This is a genomic window from uncultured Ruegeria sp. (assembly GCF_947497005.1).
In the GTDB taxonomy this organism is placed as follows: Bacteria; Pseudomonadota; Alphaproteobacteria; order Rhodobacterales; family Rhodobacteraceae; genus Ruegeria.
This window is the reverse complement of sequence record NZ_CANMFF010000011.1, coordinates 15406-39262: the sequence shown is the minus strand read 5'-3', so window position 1 is coordinate 39262 and position 23857 is coordinate 15406. Positions and strand designations below refer to the sequence as shown.

At 58.1% G+C, this 23857-nt stretch carries 22 protein-coding genes and 1 tRNA gene; 8 read left to right on the top strand and 15 right to left on the bottom strand.

Annotated features, from left to right (window positions below):
* Positions 1 to 12 precede the first annotated feature (12 nt).
* Positions 13 to 88: transfer RNA gene (locus Q0816_RS15895), tRNA-Trp, on the top strand.
* Between the two features lie 543 nt (positions 89 to 631).
* Here the strand turns inward: Q0816_RS15895 and Q0816_RS15890 are convergent.
* Complete coding sequence (locus Q0816_RS15890) at positions 632 to 1558, bottom strand: alpha/beta fold hydrolase (RefSeq protein ID WP_298852280.1); 927 nt, start codon at positions 1556 to 1558, stop codon at positions 632 to 634.
* A gap of 209 nt (positions 1559 to 1767) precedes the next feature.
* Here Q0816_RS15890 and lptF point away from each other — a divergent pair, with 209 nt between their 5' ends.
* Complete coding sequence (lptF, locus tag Q0816_RS15885) at positions 1768 to 2907, top strand: LPS export ABC transporter permease LptF (RefSeq protein ID WP_298852279.1); 1140 nt, start codon at positions 1768 to 1770, stop codon at positions 2905 to 2907.
* A gap of 3 nt (positions 2908 to 2910) precedes the next feature.
* On the opposite strand, the gene Q0816_RS15880 is transcribed toward lptF, so the two are convergent.
* Entirely contained in the window at positions 2911 to 3744 is an 834-nt protein-coding gene (locus Q0816_RS15880; protein ID WP_298852278.1) for a LysR family transcriptional regulator, read from the bottom strand.
* Between the two features lie 101 nt (positions 3745 to 3845).
* On the opposite strand from Q0816_RS15880, the gene Q0816_RS15875 reads away from it, so the two are divergent.
* The gene (locus tag Q0816_RS15875; protein ID WP_298852277.1) at positions 3846 to 4448 is read left to right on the top strand and encodes an HD domain-containing protein; all 603 of its coding nucleotides are present in this window, start codon (positions 3846 to 3848) and stop codon (positions 4446 to 4448) included.
* 39 nt (positions 4449 to 4487) lie between these two features.
* On the opposite strand, the gene speB is transcribed toward Q0816_RS15875, so the two are convergent.
* The 10 genes from speB to Q0816_RS15825 form a co-directional block, all read right to left on the bottom strand.
* Positions 4488 to 5330, bottom strand: a complete 843-nt coding sequence (gene speB, locus Q0816_RS15870) for an agmatinase (RefSeq protein ID WP_298852276.1) — start codon at positions 5328 to 5330, stop codon at positions 4488 to 4490.
* Positions 5327 to 6496: a carboxynorspermidine decarboxylase gene (locus Q0816_RS15865; RefSeq protein ID WP_298852274.1), complete on the bottom strand. Its 1170-nt coding sequence runs from the start codon at positions 6494 to 6496 to the stop codon at positions 5327 to 5329. Before Q0816_RS15865 ends, speB begins: the two co-directional genes overlap by 4 nt.
* 82 nt (positions 6497 to 6578) lie before the next feature.
* Positions 6579 to 7790: a saccharopine dehydrogenase family protein gene (locus tag Q0816_RS15860; RefSeq protein ID WP_298852272.1), complete on the bottom strand. Its 1212-nt coding sequence runs from the start codon at positions 7788 to 7790 to the stop codon at positions 6579 to 6581.
* Between the two features lie 14 nt (positions 7791 to 7804).
* The gene (gene speA, locus Q0816_RS15855; protein ID WP_298852271.1) at positions 7805 to 9694 is read right to left on the bottom strand and encodes a biosynthetic arginine decarboxylase; all 1890 of its coding nucleotides are present in this window, start codon (positions 9692 to 9694) and stop codon (positions 7805 to 7807) included.
* Between the two features lie 101 nt (positions 9695 to 9795).
* A complete protein-coding gene (locus Q0816_RS15850) occupies positions 9796 to 10881 on the bottom strand; it encodes a DUF1513 domain-containing protein (RefSeq protein ID WP_298852269.1) in 1086 nt (361 codons plus the stop codon).
* 3 nt (positions 10882 to 10884) lie between these two features.
* Complete coding sequence (locus tag Q0816_RS15845; protein ID WP_298852268.1) at positions 10885 to 11895, bottom strand: imelysin family protein; 1011 nt, start codon at positions 11893 to 11895, stop codon at positions 10885 to 10887.
* 3 nt (positions 11896 to 11898) lie between these two features.
* Positions 11899 to 13389, bottom strand: a complete 1491-nt coding sequence (locus Q0816_RS15840; RefSeq protein WP_298852602.1) for a di-heme oxidoredictase family protein — start codon at positions 13387 to 13389, stop codon at positions 11899 to 11901.
* Between the two features lie 16 nt (positions 13390 to 13405).
* On the bottom strand, positions 13406 to 13891 hold the full coding sequence (gene bfr, locus Q0816_RS15835) for a bacterioferritin (RefSeq protein ID WP_050604713.1): 486 nt from the start codon (positions 13889 to 13891) through the stop codon (positions 13406 to 13408).
* A complete protein-coding gene (locus tag Q0816_RS15830; RefSeq protein ID WP_298852267.1) occupies positions 13839 to 14132 on the bottom strand; it encodes a (2Fe-2S)-binding protein in 294 nt (97 codons plus the stop codon). The genes bfr and Q0816_RS15830 overlap by 53 nt, the downstream gene beginning before the upstream one ends.
* Before the next feature lie 87 nt (positions 14133 to 14219).
* Positions 14220 to 15491 carry an imelysin family protein gene (locus tag Q0816_RS15825; RefSeq protein WP_298852266.1) on the bottom strand — a complete coding sequence of 424 codons (1272 nt, stop codon included), beginning with the start codon at positions 15489 to 15491 and terminating at the stop codon, positions 14220 to 14222.
* 249 nt (positions 15492 to 15740) lie between these two features.
* On the opposite strand from Q0816_RS15825, the gene Q0816_RS15820 reads away from it, so the two are divergent.
* A complete protein-coding gene (locus tag Q0816_RS15820; protein WP_298852265.1) occupies positions 15741 to 16298 on the top strand; it encodes a DUF2796 domain-containing protein in 558 nt (185 codons plus the stop codon).
* A 488-nt stretch (positions 16299 to 16786) separates the two neighbouring features.
* Here Q0816_RS15820 and Q0816_RS15815 read toward each other — a convergent pair whose 3' ends face one another.
* Positions 16787 to 17737, bottom strand: coding sequence for a GlxA family transcriptional regulator (locus Q0816_RS15815; RefSeq protein ID WP_298852263.1), 951 nt, complete (start codon positions 17735 to 17737; stop codon positions 16787 to 16789).
* Positions 17738 to 17904: 167 nt separating this feature from the next.
* On the opposite strand from Q0816_RS15815, the gene Q0816_RS15810 reads away from it, so the two are divergent.
* From Q0816_RS15810 to Q0816_RS15795, 4 genes are read left to right on the top strand one after another with little or no spacing between them, the layout of a single operon-like run.
* A complete protein-coding gene (locus Q0816_RS15810) occupies positions 17905 to 18615 on the top strand; it encodes a GntR family transcriptional regulator (protein ID WP_298852260.1) in 711 nt (236 codons plus the stop codon).
* A gap of 8 nt (positions 18616 to 18623) precedes the next feature.
* Positions 18624 to 19541, top strand: coding sequence for a dihydrodipicolinate synthase family protein (locus tag Q0816_RS15805; protein ID WP_298852258.1), 918 nt, complete (start codon positions 18624 to 18626; stop codon positions 19539 to 19541).
* Between the two features lie 5 nt (positions 19542 to 19546).
* Positions 19547 to 21043, top strand: a complete 1497-nt coding sequence (locus Q0816_RS15800; RefSeq protein WP_298852255.1) for an aldehyde dehydrogenase — start codon at positions 19547 to 19549, stop codon at positions 21041 to 21043.
* Complete coding sequence (locus tag Q0816_RS15795) at positions 21040 to 22380, top strand: FAD-binding oxidoreductase (protein WP_298852253.1); 1341 nt, start codon at positions 21040 to 21042, stop codon at positions 22378 to 22380. Before Q0816_RS15800 ends, Q0816_RS15795 begins: the two co-directional genes overlap by 4 nt.
* A gap of 3 nt (positions 22381 to 22383) precedes the next feature.
* On the opposite strand, the gene Q0816_RS15790 is transcribed toward Q0816_RS15795, so the two are convergent.
* Positions 22384 to 23118, bottom strand: a complete 735-nt coding sequence (locus tag Q0816_RS15790) for an SDR family oxidoreductase (protein ID WP_298852251.1) — start codon at positions 23116 to 23118, stop codon at positions 22384 to 22386.
* On the bottom strand, positions 23115 to 23846 hold the full coding sequence (locus Q0816_RS15785) for an SDR family NAD(P)-dependent oxidoreductase (RefSeq protein ID WP_298852249.1): 732 nt from the start codon (positions 23844 to 23846) through the stop codon (positions 23115 to 23117). Before Q0816_RS15785 ends, Q0816_RS15790 begins: the two co-directional genes overlap by 4 nt.
* Positions 23847 to 23857: the final 11 nt, after the last annotated feature.

Sequence of the window (23857 nt, the reverse complement as noted above, 5' to 3'; positions counted from 1 at the left end):
GGGGCGCACCACAGGGGTATAGCTCAGTTGGTAGAGCGACGGTCTCCAAAACCGTAGGTCGCGGGTTCGAACCCTGCTGCCCCTGCCATCCAAATCAAAATGTTAATCGGCAATCGTACATAGCGCGGCTTTGGGTTGCGCCGATTCTGATCGCGGTTTGGACAGGTCGGTTACTTCAAACGCGACGCGCATCGTCTTTGAGAGTCGCGGTGCAGAGCTATCAAGTACAGTAAACCGGTAACAAAACTGCCCTGAATGTGAACAGCGTCACTGAATGTCTTCGGGACGTCTGGTTAACTCGGGGTATTAACGAGTTGGCGCTCAGGTTCGGTTCAGAGCGCAAGTTTTTCAGTCTCTCCCTTGTGACTAGGGCGCGCTTGTGGTTGGGCGCGCCCTTTCTGTTTCTGGCCAATAGAGCGATACGGTTGAGACCTGCAAAATGTGGCAAAGCCTCAACCTTCCGCAAGAGATCGTTTCTGTTCAACAAAGTCAGAAGCAAACGGCGGGTCCAAACGATTGAATTCGGCCAACTGGGGTTAGAAAACAGAGTAAATCTGTCAACGTCCGATTTCGCGCAAAACCCGTCAATACAGGCCGTGCGTCAGTGACCGGGCGTTGGCTGAGTGGTCTGTCAGGCCAGCAGCGCCTGATCCCCTATGTTTGTCTTGTGCCGGGTCGGCATTGTTTTTGCCGGATGGCCGTCGATCGTCAGGGCAACGTCTTGGTAAAACCCGTCGCTGTCGAACCACCAGCGATGGGATTTCATCATCTTGCGCTGTCCCTTGGGCACGTCTCGCATGTATTGGTCGTCGCAATAAATGTCCCAATGACCTTTCGAAGTCAGCTTTGGCATTCCAACACGACCCGCACGCCGACGCCCGCCGTGAACAAGCCCACCGGCCAGGGCCAGAACCTTGTCTTTGCGGCTGTAATAGTTGGTAAACCGCTTGCTGCGTTTCTTCAGAACCAGATCCCCCCAAGCGCCTTTTTCCAGCCAGTCCGCATCGACATCGCCCGATGCGAACATGACCTGATCCGCGGACCAGATCTTGTTCCCCGGTCCGGCCGAATCCCCGAATTCCGAGAAGGCGCGCAGCACAACAAGCGCGCCCATGGAATGCGCGATGATGTGAACCTTGGGTCTCGGAGACATGCTCAACAGTGGCAGAATCCCGTCCCCCACCAGATGAGGGGCCACCGCCTTGGCATCGGAGCGATCCGAGTCATAGGTGTGGACAGACCCGTCGCTTGGCCAATCAAAGGCGACAACAGCCCCCTGAAACCCTTGGGCCCTTACGCCGTTTTCAATTTTCCCCAGCCGGTCCAGCATGTCCTTCTGGCTGGTGTTGAAACCGTGGACATAGATCAGGATGGCCGAATCTCCGCCCTCCTGGCGCACAAGATCCAGCCATTTTGCCTTTTTGACGATGCTGCCCTTGCGGATTTTACCACCCGGGCTTTGATGGGTGATGTGCACATATCTGGTTTTTGCTGCCGGCTTTAAAGTGAATTTCTTCTTTTGCGCGTTATAGGTACGGCGCGAAAAAAACAGTGCCATGTGAGAAACTCCTTTCTAATCAATCTTTGAAATGTGGCACGAAGCGCCATTTCCACAAAGATCTATCTTGCAGCCCACTGTGTTCAAAGAGGCAGGCCTGCGATTTGAGAACCCATCGCACACAGACAGTCCGTGGTGCCTGATCACTGTTCCCTCTGCTGGCGGAATACCCTAGTGTCCGCTGCAAACGAACACACGCACGAGGGCCCATGTCGCGTTTTGATGGATATTTCCTGCGGCAATTGCTGATTCTGTTTGGCTTTTTCACCCTCGTACTGGTCGGTGTCTTCTGGATTACCCGTTCGGTCAGCTTGTTTGACAGGGTCATCAGCGGTGGTCAGTCGGCGATGGTGTTTCTGGAATTCACGGCACTGACCCTTCCGACCCTGATCCGCACGGTCATGCCCATGGCAGTGTTTGCCGCAGCCGTCTATGCCACCAACCGACTGAGTCGCGAAAGTGAGCTGACTGTAATGCTGGCCACCGGGTCCAGCCCCTGGCGGCTGGCCCGTGCGGTTATGCTGTTTGGGATGATCACCGGGGTGATGATGGCGATCATCAGCGTGTTTCTGCGTCCGGCCTCGGTGGAACAGCTTGAATTCCGGCAGGCCGAGGTTGCGGGGGATGTCACCGCGCAGCTGCTGAACGAAGGTGAATTTCTGCACCCTGCCGAAGGTGTCACAGTTTACATAGGCAATATCGATCTGGACGGCACACTTCATGAGGTCTTCGTCTCGGACCGGCGCGATCCTGAAAACGTGGTCAGCTATTCCAGCGTGACGGCCTATCTGGTCAACAACGGAAGCGGCATCCACCTTGTGATGGTTGACGGGGTTGCGTTGCGACTGAACCAAGAGGGCAAAGTATTGTCCTCGACGCTGTTTCAGGATGCCTCCTACGACATTTCGGAACTGACGAACTCAAGCCCGATGGCCCGTCGCAGTCTCGAGGCGATCCCAACCGTCGATTTGATCCGCGACCGCGAAGCGATTTCAGCCGAGGAAGGGTTCAGCCCGGGGAAACTGATTGAAGAACTGCACCAGCGGTTTTCGTGGATCGCAATTTGTATTGCCGTGGCTCTGGCCGGATATTCGACCCTGATGCTGGGCAGCTTTTCCCGGTTTGGATTATGGCCTCAGATTTTGGGTGCCTTCACCATTCTCGTGCTGCTCGAAGGTGTGCGCGGGTTTGTATCCCCAGTGGTGATTGACGACCCGGAGCTTTGGATCCTGCTTTATCTTCCCGCAATCATAGGCGTGCTGATCTCGGCTCTCTTCCTGCTTGTTGCCGGCCGCCCGCTTTTGCGAAAACGCGCGCGCGAGTCGCAAACCATGCCGACACCGGCCTGATTCCTAGCTCCGAAGATCCTCCAGGCAGCTACGAATGTCGTCAAATTCCTCGTGATCTCCGCGAGCGACCAGATACATCGGCAGCGGCAGGCTGACACTGTTCCTGACCCGGATAAGCTCGCCCAGGGCCAGATGCTCGGAAATGACGTAGTCGGGAAAATAGCCGCTTCCGCCTCGTTGCAGGACATATCGCAGCGCCATCATGCAATTGCCCAGAAACACGGTCTGCCCAGATGCCCGTCGCGCAGCCGATCTAACGTGGTCCTGATAAACCTCGCCCAGTTCAAGGTTGGCGAAGACCAGATTATCTTCCGCCGATACAGCTTGCGGCGTTCGCACCAGAGACAAAAGCTCCGGTTCCAGCTCGTGCCACGTGACACGTCGATCCGATGGCTTCTCATGCGTGATTGCCGCGTCCAGCACATGGGTCGCCACAGCCTCAACCATGTTCAGATCGTGATCATAGTTCAGCGTCAGCAACAATTTGCCAAAGCGCTGTTCAAACCGAACGGCCAGGTCCACCAGCAACGGGTCCCAGATGCTGAGCTGGGCGCCCAACCGCAGCGCCGGGCGGTTCTGTGCCTGCAGCGGCAGGTCGCGCGATGCAAATTCCCAAAGGGACAGCATCTGTTCCGCGTAGGGTTTGAACTGTCTGCCAAACTCTGTCAGCCCAGTGCCCCCTGCACCGCGCGTGAACAGCGCCCTGCCGGTTTCCTCTTCGATCAGACGAATACGCGCGCTGACTGCCGTCTGGGTGACATTCAGCTTACGGGCGGCGGCATGAAAGCCACCAGCCTCAGCCACACAGAGAAAAGTTTCCAGAGCTTTGGTTTGCATGTCGAAAGTATTTTTTGATCAGAGCGATAAAATCAATTCATTTTTTTCCAGACCAGACTCAGAGTATCCTGAAGACAAGGAAACCCGCCAAAGGATCAGTCATGCTGGACAAAAACCACAAACCCACCTGGACCAGTTTTGAAAACGCCACCAAGGAAGATTTCCTGGCGGTCATGGACTACGAAGACGCCTATAATGCGGCCCTGCCGGATCGTATTCTGGACGCCATCCGGTCTCTGGACGAAGAGTGGACGCCGTATCCGGTCAACCGGTATCAGCACAGCCTGCAGGCCGCGACCCGAGCCCATAATGATGGTGCGGACGAAGAGATCATCATCGCAGCCCTGGTACATGACACCGGCGATATCCTGTCGCCCTATAACCATGGAGAGCTGTCAGCGGCTATGATGAAGCCTTATGTCAGCGAGAAAACCTATTGGATCCTCAAACACCACTGTGTGTTCCAGGGGTACTATTACAACCACCATCTGGGCGGTGACCGCAATGCACGGGATAAATATCGCGACAGCCCCTATTGGGAAGATTGCCGCTATTTCTGCCACGAGTATGATCAATGCGCCTTTGACCCGGATTACCCGACCAAACCGCTGGAATTCTTTGAACCGATGCTGCGACGGGTGCTGACCAAGGGCGGCGGCCATATGGAACTGAACGAAACCGCCGATGATGGCAAAACCGACTAGGAACCAGATCAGGCGGGCCAGTTCGGCCCGCCAGCCCGTTCAGCAGCTTGCCATCAGGCGATAGACGATTTGCGCTGCGGTAAAGTCCCAAGCGGCATTTCCATTCGGAGCCAGTTCGACCACGTCAAAGCCCACGCATTTGCGCCCTTTCAGCGCATGTTCCACCAGACGCAGCGCTTGATAATAACCCAACCCGCCGGGGACCGGTGTGCCGGTCGCGGGCATCTGCGCCGGGTCCAGCCCATCGACATCAAAGCTGACATACACCAGCTCGGGGAAATCCTCGGGCAGATCGACCGAATGGATATGGCCTGTCACCAGTTCCTCGGCATCGACATGGAAGACGTGGTTACTCAGACGGCTTTTTGCTTCCTCGATGGAAAAGGCGCGCACGCCGAACTGAGCCAGCCTGATACCTTCCTCGGCCAGCAGATGCATGACCGAGGCGTGGGAGTGTTTTTCACCCTGATACGCGTTGCGCAAGTCGGCATGGGCGTCGATCTGCACGATCCCGACAGGCTGTCCTAATGCGCGTGCTACACCCATCACTGCGCCGTAGCTGAGTGAATGCTCGCCCCCCAGTGTCACCGGCACCTTACCGGTGCGAGCGGCCGCCTCGGTCCGTTGGGCAAGGCGCTCCATGATTTCGGGCAGTGCCGCGTCACAATCCAGCGGCTCTTCGGTGAAGATGCCTTCGACACACGGCTCGGCGTGACCAGTGATGCGTTCCAGCTCGTTGCTGGCCTCAATGATCGCTTCGGGGCCTTTCGCGGTGCCTGACCCGTAAGACACTGTGCGCTCCAGCGGCACAGGGATCACGCGAAACCGGGCGTCTTCAGTGCGCTCGGATGCGGTCAGTTCACTGTCGAGGAAAATGCTCATGAGAGTCTGTCCTTAAAGTCGTCATAGCCGAACTGTCTGATGATCCTCAACTCGTCCGTTTCGCTGTTCCACAGGGCGATAGTCGGTAAGGGAACACCGTTGAACGTGTTGGTCTTGACCATCGAATAATGCGCCTGATCAAGGAAGGCAAAACGCTGGCCTATCTCCAGCGGCTTGTCCCACGTGTAATCTCCGATCACGTCGCCCGCCAGACATGACGGTCCGCCCAGACGATAGGTGTGACCTGCTTCGGCCTCGCCCATCAGGGCGGGGCGATAAGGGGCTTCGATGACGTCGGGCATATGGCAGGTGGCCGAGATGTCGGTGATCGCAAGGGGCATGTCGTTGCTCGGCAGGTCGAGGATTTCACCAACCAGAATACCTGCGTCCAAGGCCACGGCCTCACCGGGCTCGAGATACACGTCGATGCCGTAGGTTTCGCGGATTGTCTTGATGAAAGCCACCAGCCCGTCGCGATCATAGTCGTCGCGAGTGATGTGGTGGCCGCCGCCGAAGTTCAGCCATTTAAGTTGGCCAATGAACGGGGCGATTTTGGGTTGAACGGCCGCCCACGTGCGCTGCAAAGGTTCGAACCCTTGTTCACAGAGCGTATGCATATGCAGGCCGTCTACTCCGGTCAGCGTGTTTTTGGTCAGTTGGCTGACGGGCGTCCCGAGGCGCGAACAGGGCGCGCACGGATCGTATTTGGGAATCTCGCCTTCGGAATGTTCCGGGTTGATGCGCAATCCGACCTGAACGCCCACAGCCTGTGCCTTGGTAAGGAACCGATCCTTCTGCGCCGGTGAGTTGAATATGATGTGGTCTGACAGAGACAGGATTTCGTCGATGTCGGCGTCTTTGTATCCGGCACAGAAGGTTGCGACCTCGCCGCCATATTCCTCGCGGCCCAGCCGGGCCTCGAAAATTCCGCTGGCGCAGGTGCCGCCAAGGTGCTGGCGGACAAGCGGGGCCAGCGCGAACATCGAAAACGCTTTTAGAGCACTCAAAACATAGGCACCGGACCGGGTACCGACATCTGCGAGGGTGCGAAGGTTTTGCTCTACAGCCTTCTCATCCACCACAAAGCAAGGCGTTTGCACGCGACTGAGATCGAAGTCGCGAAAAGCTCCGGCGTCACCGGCCTGTGTGGTCATCATGTCGGACATGTCCGGCGTCTCCGATTGTGGAGAGGCCGGGGGCTCTGCCCCCGGACCCCCGAGGTATATTTTTCCAGATGAAGTTCTGGACTTAGAACTCGACCGGGCCGTCGAGCTCGTGGACTTGCCATGGAAGGCCATGAGTGTTCAGCATGTCCATGAAATCATCGGGGTCGAGCTGTTCCATGTTCCACACACCTGCCTCGCGCCAATTGCCTTTCAGCACCTGCGCCGCGCCGATCATCGCGGGGACGCCGGTGGTGTAGCTGACGGCCTGGCTGCCGACCTCGGCATAGCATTCCTCGTGGTCGCAGATGTTGTAGATATAATAGGTCTTTTCGCCCGAGCCGTCCTTGGCCTGACCTGTGGCAATATCACCGATGCAGGCCTTACCTTTGGTTTCCGCCCCTAGATCGCCGGGATCGGGCAGCAGGGTTTTCAGGAACTGGATCGGGATGATTTCCTTGCCGTCGTGCATCACTGGGTCGATGCGGGTCATGCCAACATTTTCCAGCACTTTGGCATGGGTGATGTAGGCGTCGCCGAAGGTCATCCAGAAGCGGGCGCGTTCGAGCTCGGGGAAGTGGGTCGAGAGCGACTCCAGTTCCTCGTGATACATCAGATACATGTTCTTGGGTCCGATGGCGGGAAAGTCGAACTCGACCTTGTGAGTCATCGCCGGGGAGTGTTTCCACTCGCCGCCTTCCCAGTGACGCACCTCTGCCAGCACTTCGCGCAGGTTGATTTCGGGGTTGAAGTTGGTGGCGAATTCCTGATCGTTTGAGCCGCCATTGGCGTCCAGCACATCGATCTGGCGGATCGTGTCCAGCTTGTGTTTCTTCAGCCATGTGGCGAACACGGATGTGACACCCGGATCGAAGCCCGAGCCAAGGATGGCGGTTAGACCGGCCTGTTTGAACCGTTCCTGATAGGCCCATTGCCAGTGGTATTCGAACTTGGCCTCGTCCTCGGGCTCGTAATTGGCGGTGTCGAGATAGTGGATACCGGCCTCGAGGCAGGCGTCCATAAGCACCAGATCCTGAAAGGGCAGGGCGAGGTTCACGAGGATTTCGGCGCCGGTTTGCTTGATCAGCTTGACCGTGTCTTCGACCTTGTAGGCGTCCAGCTCGGCAGTCGCGATATCAACGCCTACACGCTCTTTCACCGCTTTGGCAATGGCGTCGCATTTCGATTTGGTGCGGCTGGCCAGCGTGATTTCGGTGAAGATGTCCGAGTTCATCGCCATCTTGTGCACGGCGGCGTGGGATACGCCGCCCGCGCCGACAACCAGTGTTTTGCCCATGGTACGTCTCCTTCTTATTCGTAATAGGTGTAACCGTTGATCGAGTCTCGATAGGCGCTCATCAGGGTTTTGCGGTCCTTGGCCATCAGAGTACCGGTCGAAATCGCCTCGTCCACCATTTTGCGGAAGGCGGCGACGCAGTCGGCCGGGTCAAACTCGACATAGGACAGGACCTGGCTGATCGTGTCGCCCTCTTGTTCATGCAGCAGATCAAAGCCACCGTCCGCGCGCAAATCGATTGTGACGACGTTGGTGTCACCGAAGAGGTTGTGCAGATCGCCCAGCGTTTCCTGATAAGCGCCGACAAAGAAGACGCCCATGAAATATTCGCTGTCTTCGAGCAGGGAATGCACCGGCAGGCTGGGCGAGACGCCATCCGCCAGAATGAACCGGTCGATCTTGCCGTCGCTATCGCAAGTGATGTCAGACAGGACTGCACGGCGGTCCGGGGTCTGGTTAAGCCCCTGCAAGGGTACGATCGGATGCAGCTGATCGATGGCCCAGACATCGGGCAGCGACTGGAACAGCGAAAAGTTGCAGTGGTAGATATCGGCCACTTTCTCAAGCTGGTCATCCACATCCGTGTCCAGATCATCACTGGCTGCAAGCGCCTTCAGGCGGGCCATCAGGCACAGGTATATGCGCTCGGCCCGGGCCATCTGGCGCAGATCGACATAGCCACGACGGAACAGGGCGCGCAGCTCATTGCGGTAGAATGTGGCATCGTTCCAGCATTCCTGAAGGCGATCGCTGGATAGGTATCCATGCACGGCAGCAAGGTCCGAGACCAGATGGTGATCATCCGCTTCGACCTCGGGGCCGCTTGGTGCGTCGTAAAGCGTGCTTTCCAGTACATTGAACAGCAGCATGGACGAAGTTGCCACCACAGCCCGCCCACTTTCGGTGACCAGCGTGGGATGATCCACCTCGGCCTCATCCATTGCGTAGGCCACGGTTTCCACGACATTGGCGCAGTATTCCTCGACCGTGTAGTTGATCGAGTTCTCTGCCGCCTTTTTCTCGCCCGTGTAATCCACACCCATGCCGCCGCCGAGGTCCAGATGGGTCAGTGGTACGCCCTCGCGAATCAGTTCGGTGTAATACCGGCAGGCCTCGCCAACTGCGCGGCGCACATCGTTGACGTCCTGTACCTGCGATCCCAGATGCGAATGCTGCAACTTCAGACAATGCAGCAGACCGGCCGCATTCAGCTTGTCCACCGTGGCGACCAGCTGATCGGTGTTCATGCCAAAAGCCGAGCGGTCGCCCGAGCTTTCTTCCCACTTGCCGCTTATCTGGTTTGTCAGTTTCACTCGGACACCGATCAAAGGTTCGATGCCCAGCTCATTGTAGACCTCAATAACCGTGTCGGCTTCTTTTGGGCTTTCCAGAACGATGACCGTGTTGAACCCGATTTTGCGCGATAGGATTGCCAGCTGGACGAACTCGGTATCTTTGACACCATTGCAAACGATCAGCGCTTCGCTGGCCAGACGGTGCGCCAGCGCAATCACCAATTCCGGTTTGGACCCGGCCTCGAGCCCATAGTTGTACTTTTTCCCGAATTCGACGATCCGGTCGACCACCTGAGCCTGCTGGTTCACCTTGATCGGGAACACACCGCGATAGCTGCCCTTATAGCCCACGCGCGCTATTGCATCGCGGAAGCTTTCATTCAGTTGCGCGATCTCGTGTTCCAGATAAGGCGAAACGCGCAAGACCATGGGTGCTTTGATACCGCGATCGTCCAGATCGCTGAGAATACCGGGTAGGCTGATCGCTTCGGCCTCGGGTGCCATGGGATTGCGCAGACCGATCTCGCCCTGCTCCGTCACCTCGATGAGGCCTTTGCCCCATTTCTCAACCCCGTAGATGGAATGCGGTGCGTCGGGCGTCTGTTTCAATCAAGTCGGTCCTTAACGTAGGGGTGCCAGTTTCGCGCCCGCCAATACGGCAGCAGTTTGATTCTTCCAAGCCTAAACTATGTGACAGAAAAATCCGAATTTCACGCGGGCGAGTGGATCGGGATCAAGTGATTGTCCCATTGGCACTTTGCGCGGGTCTGGATCACAGGGTCGGTATTGGTCAATTCGCCAAACACACCGGTTCCTGTGGTGAAAATCAAACCGTCTGCGCCGGAGCCAAGCCCGCAGACGTCTTGCAACTCAAACGCATCCTTAAACGCGCCGTAGGCACTGTCGAACCGATGCAGCGCGTTGCCGCGTGGGCAGGTGATGGCAATGGTTGCACCATCCGCCGAGAACGCAATGCTGCCCGCATAGCCCTGCAGTGTGCTCTGATCCTGCTCGGGTGCTGACAGTAGACGCGGATCTTCTCCCCGACGGTGAAGGCCCAACAGGGGCGGGTGCTCGGCTTTGCTGCCCTGCCACTGCATCGCAAAGCCCACCAACCCGTCCTGACGTACCGCCAGATGGCGGATCGAGTTCTTGTGGAGCCTGTGCGAAAGAGACATCTGATCCTGCACGGTGCCGGACAGGGTGAGATATGCCAGATTGGGCTCCATCGTCGGTAGGTTCAGCTTTGTACGCCCGGTCTCGGGATGAGTTTCGATCCCGCCATTAGCAATCACAAGCGTATTCCCGTCCGGCATCAGACGCATATCATGAGGACCCACTCCCCCGGACGGGAATTCGCCCAACCGGGCAAAGGTCTCGGCATCCCAGATACCAATTATACCTTCTCCGGCCTCGTAATCGTTTTCAGTGACAAAGAAATACATACCATCTGCTGAGAAAACGCCGTGGCCAAAGAAATGACGACCTTTCGGAGCCTCCAGTTGTGCAATCGGTGAACCCGTCCCGCAATCAATCACGACGGCAAAGGTGCCCGGACGGCGCGCAAAGGCGACAGCCTGTGCTTTGAACGGATGTGCCGCCGCCGCATGCCCACGCGCGGGAAGGGGCACAGAAAAGAGGATCGTTCCCTGTGCATCCAGTCCGGCCAGCCGATAGGAACCGTCCGGAAACAGCCCGGCTGCCAGAAAATCAGGCGCCCCGACTGAAGCCCAGCTGCGGATCGGCGAGAGGGTGGTTGCGGCCAGACCAGCTAGAAATTGACGGCGGGATGTCATGGTTCAGTCCCCGTCCAGTGAATTAAAGCCTGCGCTGATGCCCAATGTCGGGCCAAGTTCAGTCGAAGCAATGGCACGAATATCGTGGATAGACTGTTGCAGGGCCTCGATGCGGAACCGGGCCTGTGGATCCGCAACACCGGCCAGCGCCGGGTCGTCAATGGATTGGGCATTCTCGATGGCTCGCGCAAAGGCGGCATCCAGGTCGGCGGCAGTTTCGGGATAATCAAAGGACAATCGCGCCGCAAGATCACGCAGGGCTATCAATGACAATTCCACATGACGCAAAGACCGCTCTGACCGTCGCGCTTCAGCCCGGTTCGGGCGCGGGCGGTCGAACGTGCCCAACGGTCGGCCCAGCCGTGTGTCGGCTGTGAACTCAAGGCCCGTGGACAAAGCCTTGAACAATTCCTGCATCGCTTCGTCCTGCGTCCGGTAGCGGCTGTCCTCTCCGGGGCGGGTCAGGTTAGGGGCATAGCTTTGCCAGTCCTCGGCCATCGCCCGGGCGTTGGCATCAATATCCGACGTGATCGCTTTGATTAGCGCGCAGCGGTATTCCGCATTGCCCGGTTCGGCAAAAGCGGGATCGTACAACATCCTTTCGAGTGCAAAGAATCCGCGCCCCGCTATGGATGTCTCGGCATAGGCCTCCGGGCTTTGCACAGCGTCATCTTCAATCGCGATGTGCTGCGAAAGAGCCTTGGAGGTGAACCCTTTCGTATCGGGCCAGAATGCCAGGGCAAAGGCGCGGTCCTCAACCTCGGTCGGACCGAACCGCAGGTGGCTTGCGGAAATCCAGCTGTCGAAGGCAGCATCATAAGACGCGCGCAGCGCTGGTGAGGTCGGGTCGCAATCCACCAGCGAGGCACTGACCAGAGCACCCGTCGTTTCCGGCAGTTTGTCGAACCGGGGCAGGATATGCGTCTCAGTCACGTCCATCAGGATCGGCGCGCGATCCTGAGCCTGCGCGGCAAGCGGCACGATCAACACTGCAACAAGGGTAAGAATACGCATGGGTCAGAGGCTCTCCAGAAATTGGATCAGGGCGTCTCGGTCAGCTTTCGGCATTGACACAACTGTATCACGGGCAACCCGAGCTTCACCCCCATGCCACAGGATTGCCTCAAGCAGGTTTCGCGCCCGCCCATCGTGCAGAAACTGTGTGTGGCCCGAGACACGTTCGGTCAGACCAACGTCCCACAACGGTGGCGTGCGCCATTCTCGACCCGTGGCGCGGGCCTCGGGGCGATGATCCGCCAGATCTTCGCCCATGTCATGCAGCAGCAGGTCGGTATAAGGCCAGATCAGTTGAAAACTGTGTTCGGGGCGATCTTCCATGCGGTGGGTGACATGGGCCGGTGTGTGGCAGGATGCGCAGCCGGTCGTGTGAAACACCTCTTTCCCGCGCAGCACTTCCGGATCGTCCGCATCGCGGCGACCGGGCACGCCCAGATTGCGGCTGTAGAAATCAACCAGATCCATGCCCAACTGATCGATCTCGAACCCGCGCACGTCATTGTCGCCATGCGGGGCCTCAACGCAGTTCACCTGCAAATCGGTGCAATCGCCGTGCGAAGCCGGATAGAGCGGGTTGGAAATGCCGATATCCCCGGCAAAGGCCGCAGCCGATTGTTCCATGATCGTCGGCATCCCGGCCTTGTACCCAAACCGGCCCATCATCGGTGCGCCGTATTCCACGGACCAGACGATGTTTGGACGGCCCGAAATGCCATCCCCATCCGCATCGTCAGGATCAGCTTTGACCAACAGATCCTCGACCGGAATCGCCTCTAGCAGGCCAAGCCCGATCATCTGAGGCGCGACCCGGGGGCTCAGCATTGCGTCCGGGTGCAGCGGGCCGTAGCCCAGATCGACCACCTGATAGGTCGGGCGCCGCAACGTTGCGGTTTCGCCATCTGACAACTCTATCGGGATTTCCTCGTACGAGATATCCAGCCGGTACTCTGCCGGATGCCCCGCCAGCGCAAAATCCTGCATCTGCCCGCCATAGTTAGGTTCGGGCAGGGTGGCGATGTAATCTTCGATCTCGGCATAGCCATCTTCCTGCGTGCCGGGAATCGAGACCCGAAGGAACATCGAGATTGCGTTGTCATCAGGTCCGTTTGGCGTGTGCCCACGCCCGTCCTTGATATGGCAACGCTGGCAGGACCGCGCATTGTAAAGCGGCCCCAACCCGTCAGAGGCCAGCGTTGATGATGGCGACGAGACCCAGATTTTCTTGAACAGCCCGTTTCCGACCTTGAAATCCAGTTCCTGATCGAAACTCAGATTGCCCGAGGGTTGCGAAAACGCATCCGCGTCATTGCGCACCCGGACTGTCGCGGCCCCGGCAGTGAGGTCTTCAAACGGCTGCGGCGTGCTGAAATCCTGCGGTGGCGCAGTCACAACGGCAATTCGAGCGCGCTCATCATCGGTGCGGGGGGTGATGTTCAAATGCAGATCCTGCAACTCGGCTGACAGGGAAGGGGTGGCCGCAAGAACGGCCACCGACAAGGTAAGAAGGCTACTCGCCTTCGTCCATTTTCGATGCGTTAAGTTGCGCATAATTGGCTTCGCCGATCCTTTCGTACAGGTCGAGCTGCGTTTCGAGGAAGTCGATATGCCCCTCTTCATCGGACATCAACTGCTCGAACAGCGACATGGAGACATAGTCGCCGGCCTCCCGACAATATTCGCGCGCTTCCTTGTACAGGGCCCTTGCATCGATCTCGGCCGCAAGATCGCATTCCAGCGTTTCCTTGGGCGTCTGACCTATCCGCAGCGGGTCCAGTTTCTGAAGGTTGGGGTGACCTTCCAAAAAGATGATCCGTTCGATCAGCTTGTCCGCGTGGCCCATCTCTTCGATGCTTTCCTCGCGGCTTTTCTTGGCCATATGGCCTAGACCCCAGTCCTCCTGCAGGCGGTAATGCAGCCAATATTGGCTGACGGCTGTCAGTTCATGCCGCAGAGACTTGTTTAAGTATTCGATGACCTTTGGATCGCCCTTCATCTGCTTTCTCCTGTGTTACTCCGGCGCGCAAGGCGCAGAGTTGCATCGGTACTTCCAGATTACTGCTTGCCCGCATTGTGTCTAGGAAGAGAGGCATACACCCGCCGCAATCCGCCGATTTCCCAAGTGCATGGTAGATTTTACCGGGGGTGATGATGGTTTGCGGATCCGCCGTGCGCATCCAGTCGATGACCGCGCGGATGTCGTGATCGGATATGTTGGTGCAGTGGCAGACAATCATTGTTTTTGGCTCGTTTTCTGCGTCTCGGCGGGTAATCAGGAGGGTCTGAATGGGCCGGGGGAATGTCCCTCCCGGCCCGCTCGGTGGTTACTGGAACACCGCGCTTGGGTCATCCAGGCTGTCCGACCCTTCGAACTCGATCCCGTCCAGCTCCAATGCGGTCACGATGCGTTCGATGGTCTTGGTCTGATCGACCAACCCGTTTACGCCGCCCATGATCAGAGCCTCACCGCCCTCGTTGCCGCGCTCCAACATCTGGTCATAGGCAAAGCCTGCCTCGGCGGTGGATTTGATCTTGCCAAGTGCCTGCATTGTGGCCGCCAGTTTCGCTTTCATCTCGGTATCCAGCGCCGGATCGGTTGCGATGACCAGATCGGCCAGCGACGCGCCCGAAACCAGGGTGCCATCGATGCGGGTATAGCTGCCCAGATAGACGTTCTGGATGCCCAGGCCGTCATAGTAATGGCTGTTGTGGGTGTTGTCCGAGAAGCAGTCATGCTCTTCTTCTGGATCGTTCAGCATTAGCCCCAGACGCATCCGTTCACCTGCCTGTTCGCCATAAGACAATGAGCCCATCCCCGTCAGGATCGTGTTGACGCCATCCTCTTCTTTTTCCATCAGGGCCGCGCGGGCCGGGCCGCCTTCTTTCCACTGATCTGCCATCCAGGCCAGATCGCTGACCAGCAGGTCTGTTGCAGCACTCAGGTATTGGGCGCGACGTTCGCAATTGCCACCGGTGCAGTCATCACCCTGCACATAATCCGTGGCCGGGCGGTTGCCCGCACCTGCACCGTGACCGTTCATATCCTGACCCCAGAGCAGGAATTCGATGGCATGGTATCCGGTTGCCACGTTGGCTTCGATGCCATCCGCCTCGTGCAGTGTTTCGCTCAGCAGTTCAGGGGTAATTTCGCCAGCATCAATGGTTCCACCCGACAGCTCAAAAGTAGGGTTGGCGATAACGTTCAGCACGGCAAATTCGTTCTCATCCGTCGCGCCGCCATAGGCCGCGTCAACATAGTCGATCAGACCTTCGTCCAATGGCCACGCGTTCACCTTGCCTTCCCAGTCATCAACGATTGCGTTGCCAAAGCGATATACTTCGGTTTGCTGATACGGCACACGCGCCGCAACCCACGCCGCGCGCGCCGCATTCAGTGTTGCGTCCGACGGATCTGCGATCAGCGCGTTGATTGCGTCCTGCAAGGTCTTGGCCGCAATCAGGCTGTCATCAAATTTGGCTTCGGCAATATTGGCATAGGTGTTCAGAACATCTGCTTTGGCGGGCGTGTCACCAGATATAGCCGCGGTGGCTGTGCAAAGCGTCAGGGCGCTGACGGCGGCAAACAACTTGGTCATAGGATTTGGTACTTTCCTGTCAGAATTGTCAGATCACGCGGGAACAATCCGCGGGTTTTGCAATGGAATAACTGAGTGAATTAGTCATCAATGTCAACCTGAGTAATATTGTCAGAATAACAAGGAAATGTTTGGCATCTCGCGCGCCTCCCCATATCTGGCGGGCTTCAGACTGCCGGTTAACATTGCGTAGCGGGTGATTCGCGCTAAAATCGGAATTGTGATTCTGTTAAAGGTGGTTGTTGGTTAATGAAGTGCTCTGTTCTGGCATTGTCCCTCTTTCCTGCGGCACTTGCAGCCCAAGCGACGCAAATCTCGACCCCTCATCAACACGGTTCCGGCCAGTTGGATATCGTGTTTACCGGCGCGGAATTTTCGCTGTCGCTCAAGGTGCCAAGCATGGATATCATCGGGTTCGAGACCCCGGTGGCAACCGATGACGAACGCACGCGCGTTGCCATCGCGATTTCAGAGCTGTCCAAACCGCTTGACCTGTTTGTCGTCCCGACCGAGGCCGGATGCTTTACGGCATCTGCAAATGTGATCCTGACACATGAGGTTTCGTCACACCAAGAACAGGCGGGCGAAGGGGTCGATGTATCCGCTTCGGACGACCATTCAGAATTTCAGGCGGACTACGTGATCCAATGTCAGGATATGGGCGCCCTCAACTCGATGGAATTCGCATATTTCGAGCGTTTCAGCGGCACCGGGAAACTGAACCTTCGCATCGGCTCGGACGCGGCGACCAGTACGCACGAAATCTCGCGTACCGCGCCCAGTCTGGATATGACGCAATTCCGTTAGAATCGACACTTGAGCGTCCGATAAGCTTTTGAACGCAGATTTGACGGAACTGATTCCAGAAAACCCGGTCCAAACTTGGTGCGTCTCACCTTTGAGGAGCGCGCCAGATAGGATTCCGGATACTTGTTCCCTGAGTGCCATTGGAAACATTAAAAGCACGAAACAGCGCGCTAAGTATCTTTTGGTCAGGTTTTTCCTGCGATAAGGGGCTTTGCTGCTGCTGTCTTTCGTCAAAACAAATGTCGCGAATTGAGGCAAAGATTAACGAATAAGGGCATAAGAAACTCATGTCTGACAAGTTCTGGTAAAACTTATGCCAACATCCATATCTATTGGTACATCATCCTGCCGATCTGTTGACTAGTCCGGTTTTAATGAGGGGGTATCTCGGCAGGGTTAGGGGGATGCCCGTTCAGGCCCGCTTAGGGCCGCCAAAGCGCGGCATCCCCTGCCGTATCGGATGCGGCATACTCACCGCCAGTCAGATGTCAGTCGATCTTGTTGCGCTGCGCATGTGGCGTGACGCCAAAGCTTGATCTATACACGCGCGAAAAATGGCCTGGGTTTTCAAAACCGCAGGCCACGGCAACCTCGGTGACAGACGCTTCGGTTTGCAACAACAGCTTCTGAGCCCGTTCCAGCCGCATTTCCATGAAGTATTTCTTGGGTGACGTGTTCAGGTATTTGCCGAACAACCGCTCAAGCTGTCTTGTGGATATGCCAAGATCTTCTGCGATGAAGGACGGGGATACCGGGGTTTCGATGTTGTCTTGCATGATGGTGATCGCATTGGCGAGGTGCGAATTGCGCATGCCGTTGCGCGATTGTAGCGAAACGCGTTGTTTGGCCGTGGCATTGCGCACGGCGTTGTAGACCATCTGATCCGCCACATCGATGGCCAATTCCTCACCGTGATCGCGTTCAATCAGGTGCAGCATCAAATCTGCGGTTGCAGTTCCGCCGGACGCGGTAATGTGTTTTTCGTCGGCCACAAACACACTGCGAACCAGATTGACCTCTGGAAAGGCCTCCATGAACGCATCGTGGTATTCCCAGTGGATCGCCGCCTGCATTCCGTCGAGAAAACCAGCCTCTGCCAGCAACCACGCTCCGGAGCACAAAGCTCCGACCGGGGTGCCACGGACGCGTTCACGTCTCAAAGTGGCCAACAGAGATCGGGTGACGTGGTCGCGCATGTGAATGCCCGACAAGACGAACAACTGGTCGCTTTTGGTCAGGCCATCCAGCCCGGAATGCACCAGCGTGACAGACCCGTTGGAACAGATCGCCTGTTCTCCATGTTCGGACACAAAAGACCAGCGATACAACTCTTCGCCGCTCACGAGGTTTGCAATCCTCAATGGCTCGACCGCACAGGAAAAGGCGAGGTGAGAGAACTCCTCGATCAGTATAAATGTGATGTGTCGCGTCTGAGGCATGTGTCGTACCGTTTTCAAGCTGGGGCGACGCCCGAAGGTGAGTCTAATTTCCAGGCGCCCATGCTGCACGAAATATTTATGTATACAAGTTGTATTTTAGTAGAATACATAACGGTGACCACGCGCGATTCGAGCGGGGCTGCCACTGGGAATGATGAGGCTAAAGGATGAAAGACGACGCTAGATCACCAAAAGCCACGCTGAAAGAGCATTTGAAGACGGCGGTTTTGACCCTTTCGATGAAACCTGGTGCTGATCTGGATGAGGCGACTCTTTCGGATGAATTCAGCCTGTCGCGCACCCCGCTGCGCGAGGTGTTCCGGCAATTGGCGGGCGAGGGTTATCTAGAGTTGCGGGAAAACCGGGGCGCCCGCGTGTCCGAGATGTCGTATACCACGTTGCGCGATTTCTTTCTGGCTGCGCCCATGGTCTATGGGGCGATCCTGCGGTTGGCCGCGCTGAACGCGACAGCGGCACTGATTGACGACCTCAAGGGCGCACAACAGACGTTCGAGGCGGCTTTGCGGTCCGGGTCGGGCGCGGACCGGGCGCTGGCCAACAACCGCTTTCACGAGATCACCGGCGATATGGCCGACAACACCTATCTGCTGCCATCGTTCAAGCGGCTGTTGATCGACCATGCCAGGATCGGCATGACCTTCTATCGGCCGAAGGATCAGGTGGTGGCCGACAATCTATCTGTGGCCAGCGCCCATCATGATGCAATCATCGCCGCCATCGAGGCGAGCGATGAGGCGGCGGCCGGGCAACTGGCCATTGATCACTGGAACCTTTCCCGCGACCAGATCGAGCTGTTCGTCACGCCCGCCGGGCTTGACCTGCCGCTGGGGACTGTGGCGCATAAAACCCCTGCATGAGGACCTAAATGACCCCCCTGTTCAAATTCGAAGGGATCTACACCCCCGTGGTGACCCCTTATCACGACGACGGCAGCGTCAATTGGGACGCACTGTCGGATGTGATCGAGTATCTGATCGAAAACGGCGTGCACGGCCTGATCTCGGGTGGCTCCACCGGCGAGAATTATGCCCAGCCCGTGGCCGAACGTTTGGAACTGGCCCGGTTCACGCATGAACGCCTAAAGGGCCGCCTGCCTCTGGTCGTTGGGACCGGCGCGATGATGACGCCGGATTCGATTGCGCTGGCCTCGGGCGCGCGCGAGGTCGGGGCGGATGCGATCCTGCTGGCCAGCCCCGCCTATTCGGTGCCCACCGACCGGGAAAACGCACTGAACGCATTGGCCATCGACAAGGCCGCCGATCTGCCGGTGATGCTGTATAACTATCCGCACCGCACCGGCACCATGATGGGTCCGGAATTCCTTGACCGTGTGGGCCGCAGCCGCAACTTCTGCGGCATCAAGGAAAGCTCGGGCGATATCAACCGGGTGCACCTGCTGGCGCGCGACTATCCGCATATCCAGCTGGGCTGCGGCATGGACGATCAGGCGCTGGAATTCTTCGCCTGGGGCGCGCCATTCTGGGTCTGTGGCGGGTCGAACTTCTTGCCGGTCGAACACGTGGCGCTCTACAACGCCTGCGTGGTCGAGGGCAATTTCGACAAGGGCCGCCGCATCATGAGCGCGATGCTGCCGCTGATGCATGTACTGGAACAGGGTGGCAAGTTCATCCAGACCATCAAGCACGGCGTCACCATGAACGGCATCGACGCAGGGATCATGCGGCCCCCGCTGAAGGGTCTGAACAAGGATGACAAGCGCGCGCTGGAACAGGTGACGCGCGTGCTGAAACGCAAAATCGCCGACATCGTGGCAGAAGGATAAAACACATGGCTCTGCTGACTCAGGACGAATACACATCCATCGCAGCTGGTCTGGATTTGCCGACCGGCGCCTTCATTGACGGCGCGTTCCGCCCGGCGACCTCGGGCAAGACCTTCACCAGCACCAATCCGGCGACCGGCGACAAGCTGGCCGATATCGCCGCCTGTGGCGCCGAAGACGTGGACTTTGCCGTCGAGAAAGCACGTGCCGCGTTTGACGATGGCCGCTGGAGCAAAATGCACCCGTCCGAACGCAAGGATGTGCTGATCCGGCTGTGCAAGCTTATGACCCGCAATGCCCGCGAACTGGCGGTGATGGAGAGCATCGACAGCGGCAAGACCATCTATGATTGCGAAACCGTCGACGTGCCAGAGACCATCCACTGCCTGAAATGGCATGCCGAGGCGATCGATAAAATCTATGATCAGGTCTCGCCCGCCAGCGACGATCACATCGCGATGGTGGTGCGCGAACCGATCGGTGTTGTGGGTCTTGTGCTGCCGTGGAACTTCCCGTTGCTGATGCTGGCGTGGAAGATCGGCCCGGCGCTGGCGGCGGGCTGCTCGCTGGTGATCAAACCGGCCAAGGAAACCACCCTGACCGCACTGCGCGTGGCGGAACTGGCGATGGAAGCCGGTGTGCCTGCCGGTGTTCTAAACATCGTCCCCGGCGGGGGTTCCGAGGTGGGCGAACCCATCGGCCGCCAAATGGATATCGACATGGTGTCTTTCACCGGCTCGACCGTGACCGGCAAGAGGTTCCTGACCTATTCGGCGGAAAGCAACGCCAAGGAAGTCGTGCTTGAAATGGGGGGCAAGAACCCCGCCATCGTCATGGAAGACGCCGAGAATCTGGACCGCGTGGCCCAGCATATCGTCAATGGCGCGTTTTGGAACATGGGTGAAAACTGCTCGGCCTCGTCGCTCCTGATCGTGCATAAGGACGTAAAGGCTGAACTACTGGAGCGCATCGCCCATCACGCCAAACAGTGGAATATCGGCGACCCGCTGGATCCGGAAACGCGCATGGGTGCGCTGGTCAGCGAAGGCCATTACACCAAAGTCTGCGGCTATCTGGAGCAAGCTGAGAACGTGTTGATCGGCGGCAAGGCGGACAAGGGCTTTGTCGAGGCCACAGTTGTCGAAGTGTCTGGCAATGATACCACTTTGGCCCGGGAAGAAATCTTTGGCCCGGTCCTGTCGGTGATCGAAGTCACGGGCTTTGACGAGGCCATCAAGATCGCCAATGATACCGAGTATGGCCTCTGCGCCTCGATCTTCACGGCCAATGCCAAACGCGCCATTCGCGGCGCGCGGGCGATCCGGGCCGGGACCGTTACAGTAAACAGCTTTGGCGAGGGCGACATCACCACACCATTTGGTGGCTACAAGCAATCCGGTTTTGGTGGTCGTGACAATTCGGTCCACGCGCATGACCAATACACCCAGCTAAAAACCATCTGGATCGATCTGGCCGATGATGCGGACGAGGCCGTGGATTGACACGGTTCGAGGCCAAAAGACTGCCTCGGCAGACAGGCCCGGCGGGATGGAATGCCATCCTGCCACCCAAGATGCCCCTGCCGGTGCTTGAACAGGACCTCACTGCTGACATCACCATTATCGGTGGTGGGTTCGCCGGGCTCAGCACAGCGCGGCAGTTGCATCAGCTGGACCCTTCACTGAAGGTTGTTCTGCTGGAAGCAGGCCGATTTGCCGATAGCTCTGCGGGGCGGAACTCGGGGTTCATGATCGACCTGCCGCATGATCTGGCCTCAGACAATTACGCAGGCGAGGGATTGGAGGCGGATCGCGCCGCAATCGCACTGAATCGCAAGGCCATCGCTTTTGCGACCGAAGTGGCTGGGGATTGCGAGTTACCTCAGGAAACGTTCGACCCTTGCGGCAAGTACAACGCCGCTGCCACAAAGGCGGGCGACGCGCATAATCGCGCCTTTGCTGAGCATCTGACCAAACTGGGCGAGCCACATACGCTTTACGACCAGCAGCAGATGCGCCAGATCACGGGCAGCCCACACTACACTTCGGGGCTCTTTGCGCCGGGGACAGTGATGATCCAGCCCGCGGCTTACGTACGGGCGTTATCGGAGCGTCTGGCAGGCCAGATTGACATTTTCGAGAACTCACCCGCAACCAGCTTTGAAAAACAGCGCGCAGGCTGGATCGTCAGTACGCCAAAGGCCAAGGTCAGCTCCGGGCGGATCATTCTGGCCAATAACGGCCATCTTGAAAGCTTCGGGTTCTACCAGCGGCAACTGATGCATATCTGTCTCTATGCGTCGATCTCGGCCCAGCTGACCGAAGCGCAGATCAAAGTATTGGGCGGGCAGGCGCGCTGGTCGGTGACACCGGCTGATCCGATGGGTACATCGGTACGGCGCATTTCCGGCAATTATGGGGATCGCATTCTGATCCGCATCGGATCAAGCTTCCATCCGACCATCGAGACCAGCCGGATGCGCCTGCGTAACGCGGGCTGGGTACATGATCGCAAGTTCAAGGAGCGCTTTCCACATCTGCCAGATGTACGGATGGAGCATCGCTGGGCCGGGATGCTGTGCCTCAGCCGCAATGGGTCTGCCGCGTTTGGCGAACTGGAGGACGGAGTGTTTTCGGCCTGCTGCCAGAATGGTCTGGGCATCGCCCGAGGCACCTTGCAGGGCATGGGCATCGCAGAATTGGTACTGCAAAATGGCTCAGAGATTGCAGACCATTTCCTGGCGCAGCCTGACCTGCCGCGCCTGCCGCCAGAACCATTCGCCTCGCTTGGTGCGAACAGCTACCTGATCTGGAAAGAATGGCGATCCGGCAAGGAATGATCGTCAGGGCAGGCTGAGTTTCGCCATGCGCCCGCCATCCACCGTGTAAACCTGCCCGGTTATGAAACCAGCATCTTCTGACGCCAGAAACGCGACGAGCGCCGCAACCTCCTCGGGATGTCCCGTCCGGGCGACAGGATGGATTTTGGCAATGTCGCGCCGGAACGCAGCGGGGTCGGGCATGGACTCGACGAAGCCCAAATTCAGGTCGCTTTCGATCCATCCCGGTGCAACCGCGTTGCAGCGGATACCCTCGGACCCGTGATCCACGGCAACAGCGCGGCTCAGGCCGTGCAGTCCCGCCTTTGATGCGCAATAGGCGGCGTGGCCGGGATTGCTGCCCAAGCCTTCGATTGATCCGGTGTTGATAATGCTACCTTTGGTTTCGCGCAGATGCGGCAGGGCAGCTTTGATCAGCAGGAACGGTGCAGTGAGGTTGATCGTCAGGTTGCGGTGCCAGTCATCCAGGCTCATATCCTCGACTGAGGCTTCCTGCATCATCCCTGCGTTGTTGACCAATACATGCAGACGCCCGGCTTGAGCGATCACTTCGCCAACCACCTGCGCAGGGCTGTCAGGATCGGTGAAATCCGCAGCGATGCCGTGGAATTCCGTGTCCTCGCCACGTTGGGCGGTGAAGACCCGCGCGCCCTCGTCCTGCAATCGGCGGGCAATGGCCTGACCAATACCACTGCGCCCACCTGTGACCAGCGCCACTTTTCCATCGAACCGCATCATGAAACGGGCTTCCCTCCGTTGACCTCAACCAGCGTGCCGCAAACATAGCGCGACGCGTCCGAGACAAGAAACATGATGACATCGGCGATATCCTCGGGCTCGGCGATCCGGCCCAGCGGCACGGTCTGGCCCAGCTCGGCCACGGCGGTATCGGGATCAAAGCCGCGTTTTTCAAAGCCAGAGCGCAGCATCGGCGTATTCACCTCGTTCGGGCATACCGCGTTGATGCGAATGCCTTGATGTGCGTGATCCATGCCCATGCATTGGGTCAGGGACGCGATGGCCGCCTTGGTCATGCAGTAGATGGCGTGATTGGGACCCGGGCGCAGCCCCCAACACGACGCGGTGTTGACGATGGCGCCGCCCCCGGCTTCGGCCATGATCGGAATTGCGGCACGGCAAATGCGAAAGGGGGCTTCTACATTTACGCCAAGCGACAGGGACCAGTCCGCATCAGATGTGTCCGCAACTGACCCGCGCGTGATGACGCCAGCATTGTTGATCACGATATCGAGCCCGCCCAACGACGACGCCGCTGCCCTCGGCAATTGGTCGGCATAATCGGGATCAAGCAGATCGCCGGGCAGATGCGCCTCGGCCTCGATGCCATCCACAGATCGGTCCGCGACAGCGACCCGCGTTCCTGCCTCTCGCAAACGTTGAACGATTGACGCCCCGATGCCACCGGCAGCACCAGTGACCAGAGCTGATTTTCCATTCAGATTCATGCGGTCATCCA

Excerpts from the sequence above, each read along its gene's own strand:
- Q0816_RS15890 (WP_298852280.1), bottom strand. The coding sequence starts at position 1,558 with ATGGCACTGTTTTTTTCGCGCCGTACCTATAACGCGCAAAAGAAGAAA.
- lptF (WP_298852279.1), top strand. The coding sequence starts at position 1,768 with ATGTCGCGTTTTGATGGATATTTCCTGCGGCAATTGCTGATTCTGTTT.
- Q0816_RS15880 (WP_298852278.1), bottom strand. The coding sequence starts at position 3,744 with ATGCAAACCAAAGCTCTGGAAACTTTTCTCTGTGTGGCTGAGGCTGGT.
- Q0816_RS15875 (WP_298852277.1), top strand. The coding sequence starts at position 3,846 with ATGCTGGACAAAAACCACAAACCCACCTGGACCAGTTTTGAAAACGCC.
- speB (WP_298852276.1), bottom strand. The coding sequence starts at position 5,330 with ATGAGCATTTTCCTCGACAGTGAACTGACCGCATCCGAGCGCACTGAA.
- Q0816_RS15865 (WP_298852274.1), bottom strand. The coding sequence starts at position 6,496 with ATGTCCGACATGATGACCACACAGGCCGGTGACGCCGGAGCTTTTCGC.
- Q0816_RS15860 (WP_298852272.1), bottom strand. The coding sequence starts at position 7,790 with ATGGGCAAAACACTGGTTGTCGGCGCGGGCGGCGTATCCCACGCCGCC.
- Q0816_RS15850 (WP_298852269.1), bottom strand. The coding sequence starts at position 10,881 with ATGACATCCCGCCGTCAATTTCTAGCTGGTCTGGCCGCAACCACCCTC.
- Q0816_RS15845 (WP_298852268.1), bottom strand. The coding sequence starts at position 11,895 with ATGCGTATTCTTACCCTTGTTGCAGTGTTGATCGTGCCGCTTGCCGCG.
- bfr (WP_050604713.1), bottom strand. The coding sequence starts at position 13,891 with ATGAAGGGCGATCCAAAGGTCATCGAATACTTAAACAAGTCTCTGCGG.
- Q0816_RS15830 (WP_298852267.1), bottom strand. The coding sequence starts at position 14,132 with ATGATTGTCTGCCACTGCACCAACATATCCGATCACGACATCCGCGCG.
- Q0816_RS15825 (WP_298852266.1), bottom strand. The coding sequence starts at position 15,491 with ATGACCAAGTTGTTTGCCGCCGTCAGCGCCCTGACGCTTTGCACAGCC.
- Q0816_RS15820 (WP_298852265.1), top strand. The coding sequence starts at position 15,741 with ATGAAGTGCTCTGTTCTGGCATTGTCCCTCTTTCCTGCGGCACTTGCA.
- Q0816_RS15815 (WP_298852263.1), bottom strand. The coding sequence starts at position 17,737 with ATGCCTCAGACGCGACACATCACATTTATACTGATCGAGGAGTTCTCT.
- Q0816_RS15810 (WP_298852260.1), top strand. The coding sequence starts at position 17,905 with ATGAAAGACGACGCTAGATCACCAAAAGCCACGCTGAAAGAGCATTTG.
- Q0816_RS15805 (WP_298852258.1), top strand. The coding sequence starts at position 18,624 with ATGACCCCCCTGTTCAAATTCGAAGGGATCTACACCCCCGTGGTGACC.
- Q0816_RS15800 (WP_298852255.1), top strand. The coding sequence starts at position 19,547 with ATGGCTCTGCTGACTCAGGACGAATACACATCCATCGCAGCTGGTCTG.
- Q0816_RS15790 (WP_298852251.1), bottom strand. The coding sequence starts at position 23,118 with ATGATGCGGTTCGATGGAAAAGTGGCGCTGGTCACAGGTGGGCGCAGT.
- Q0816_RS15785 (WP_298852249.1), bottom strand. The coding sequence starts at position 23,846 with ATGAATCTGAATGGAAAATCAGCTCTGGTCACTGGTGCTGCCGGTGGC.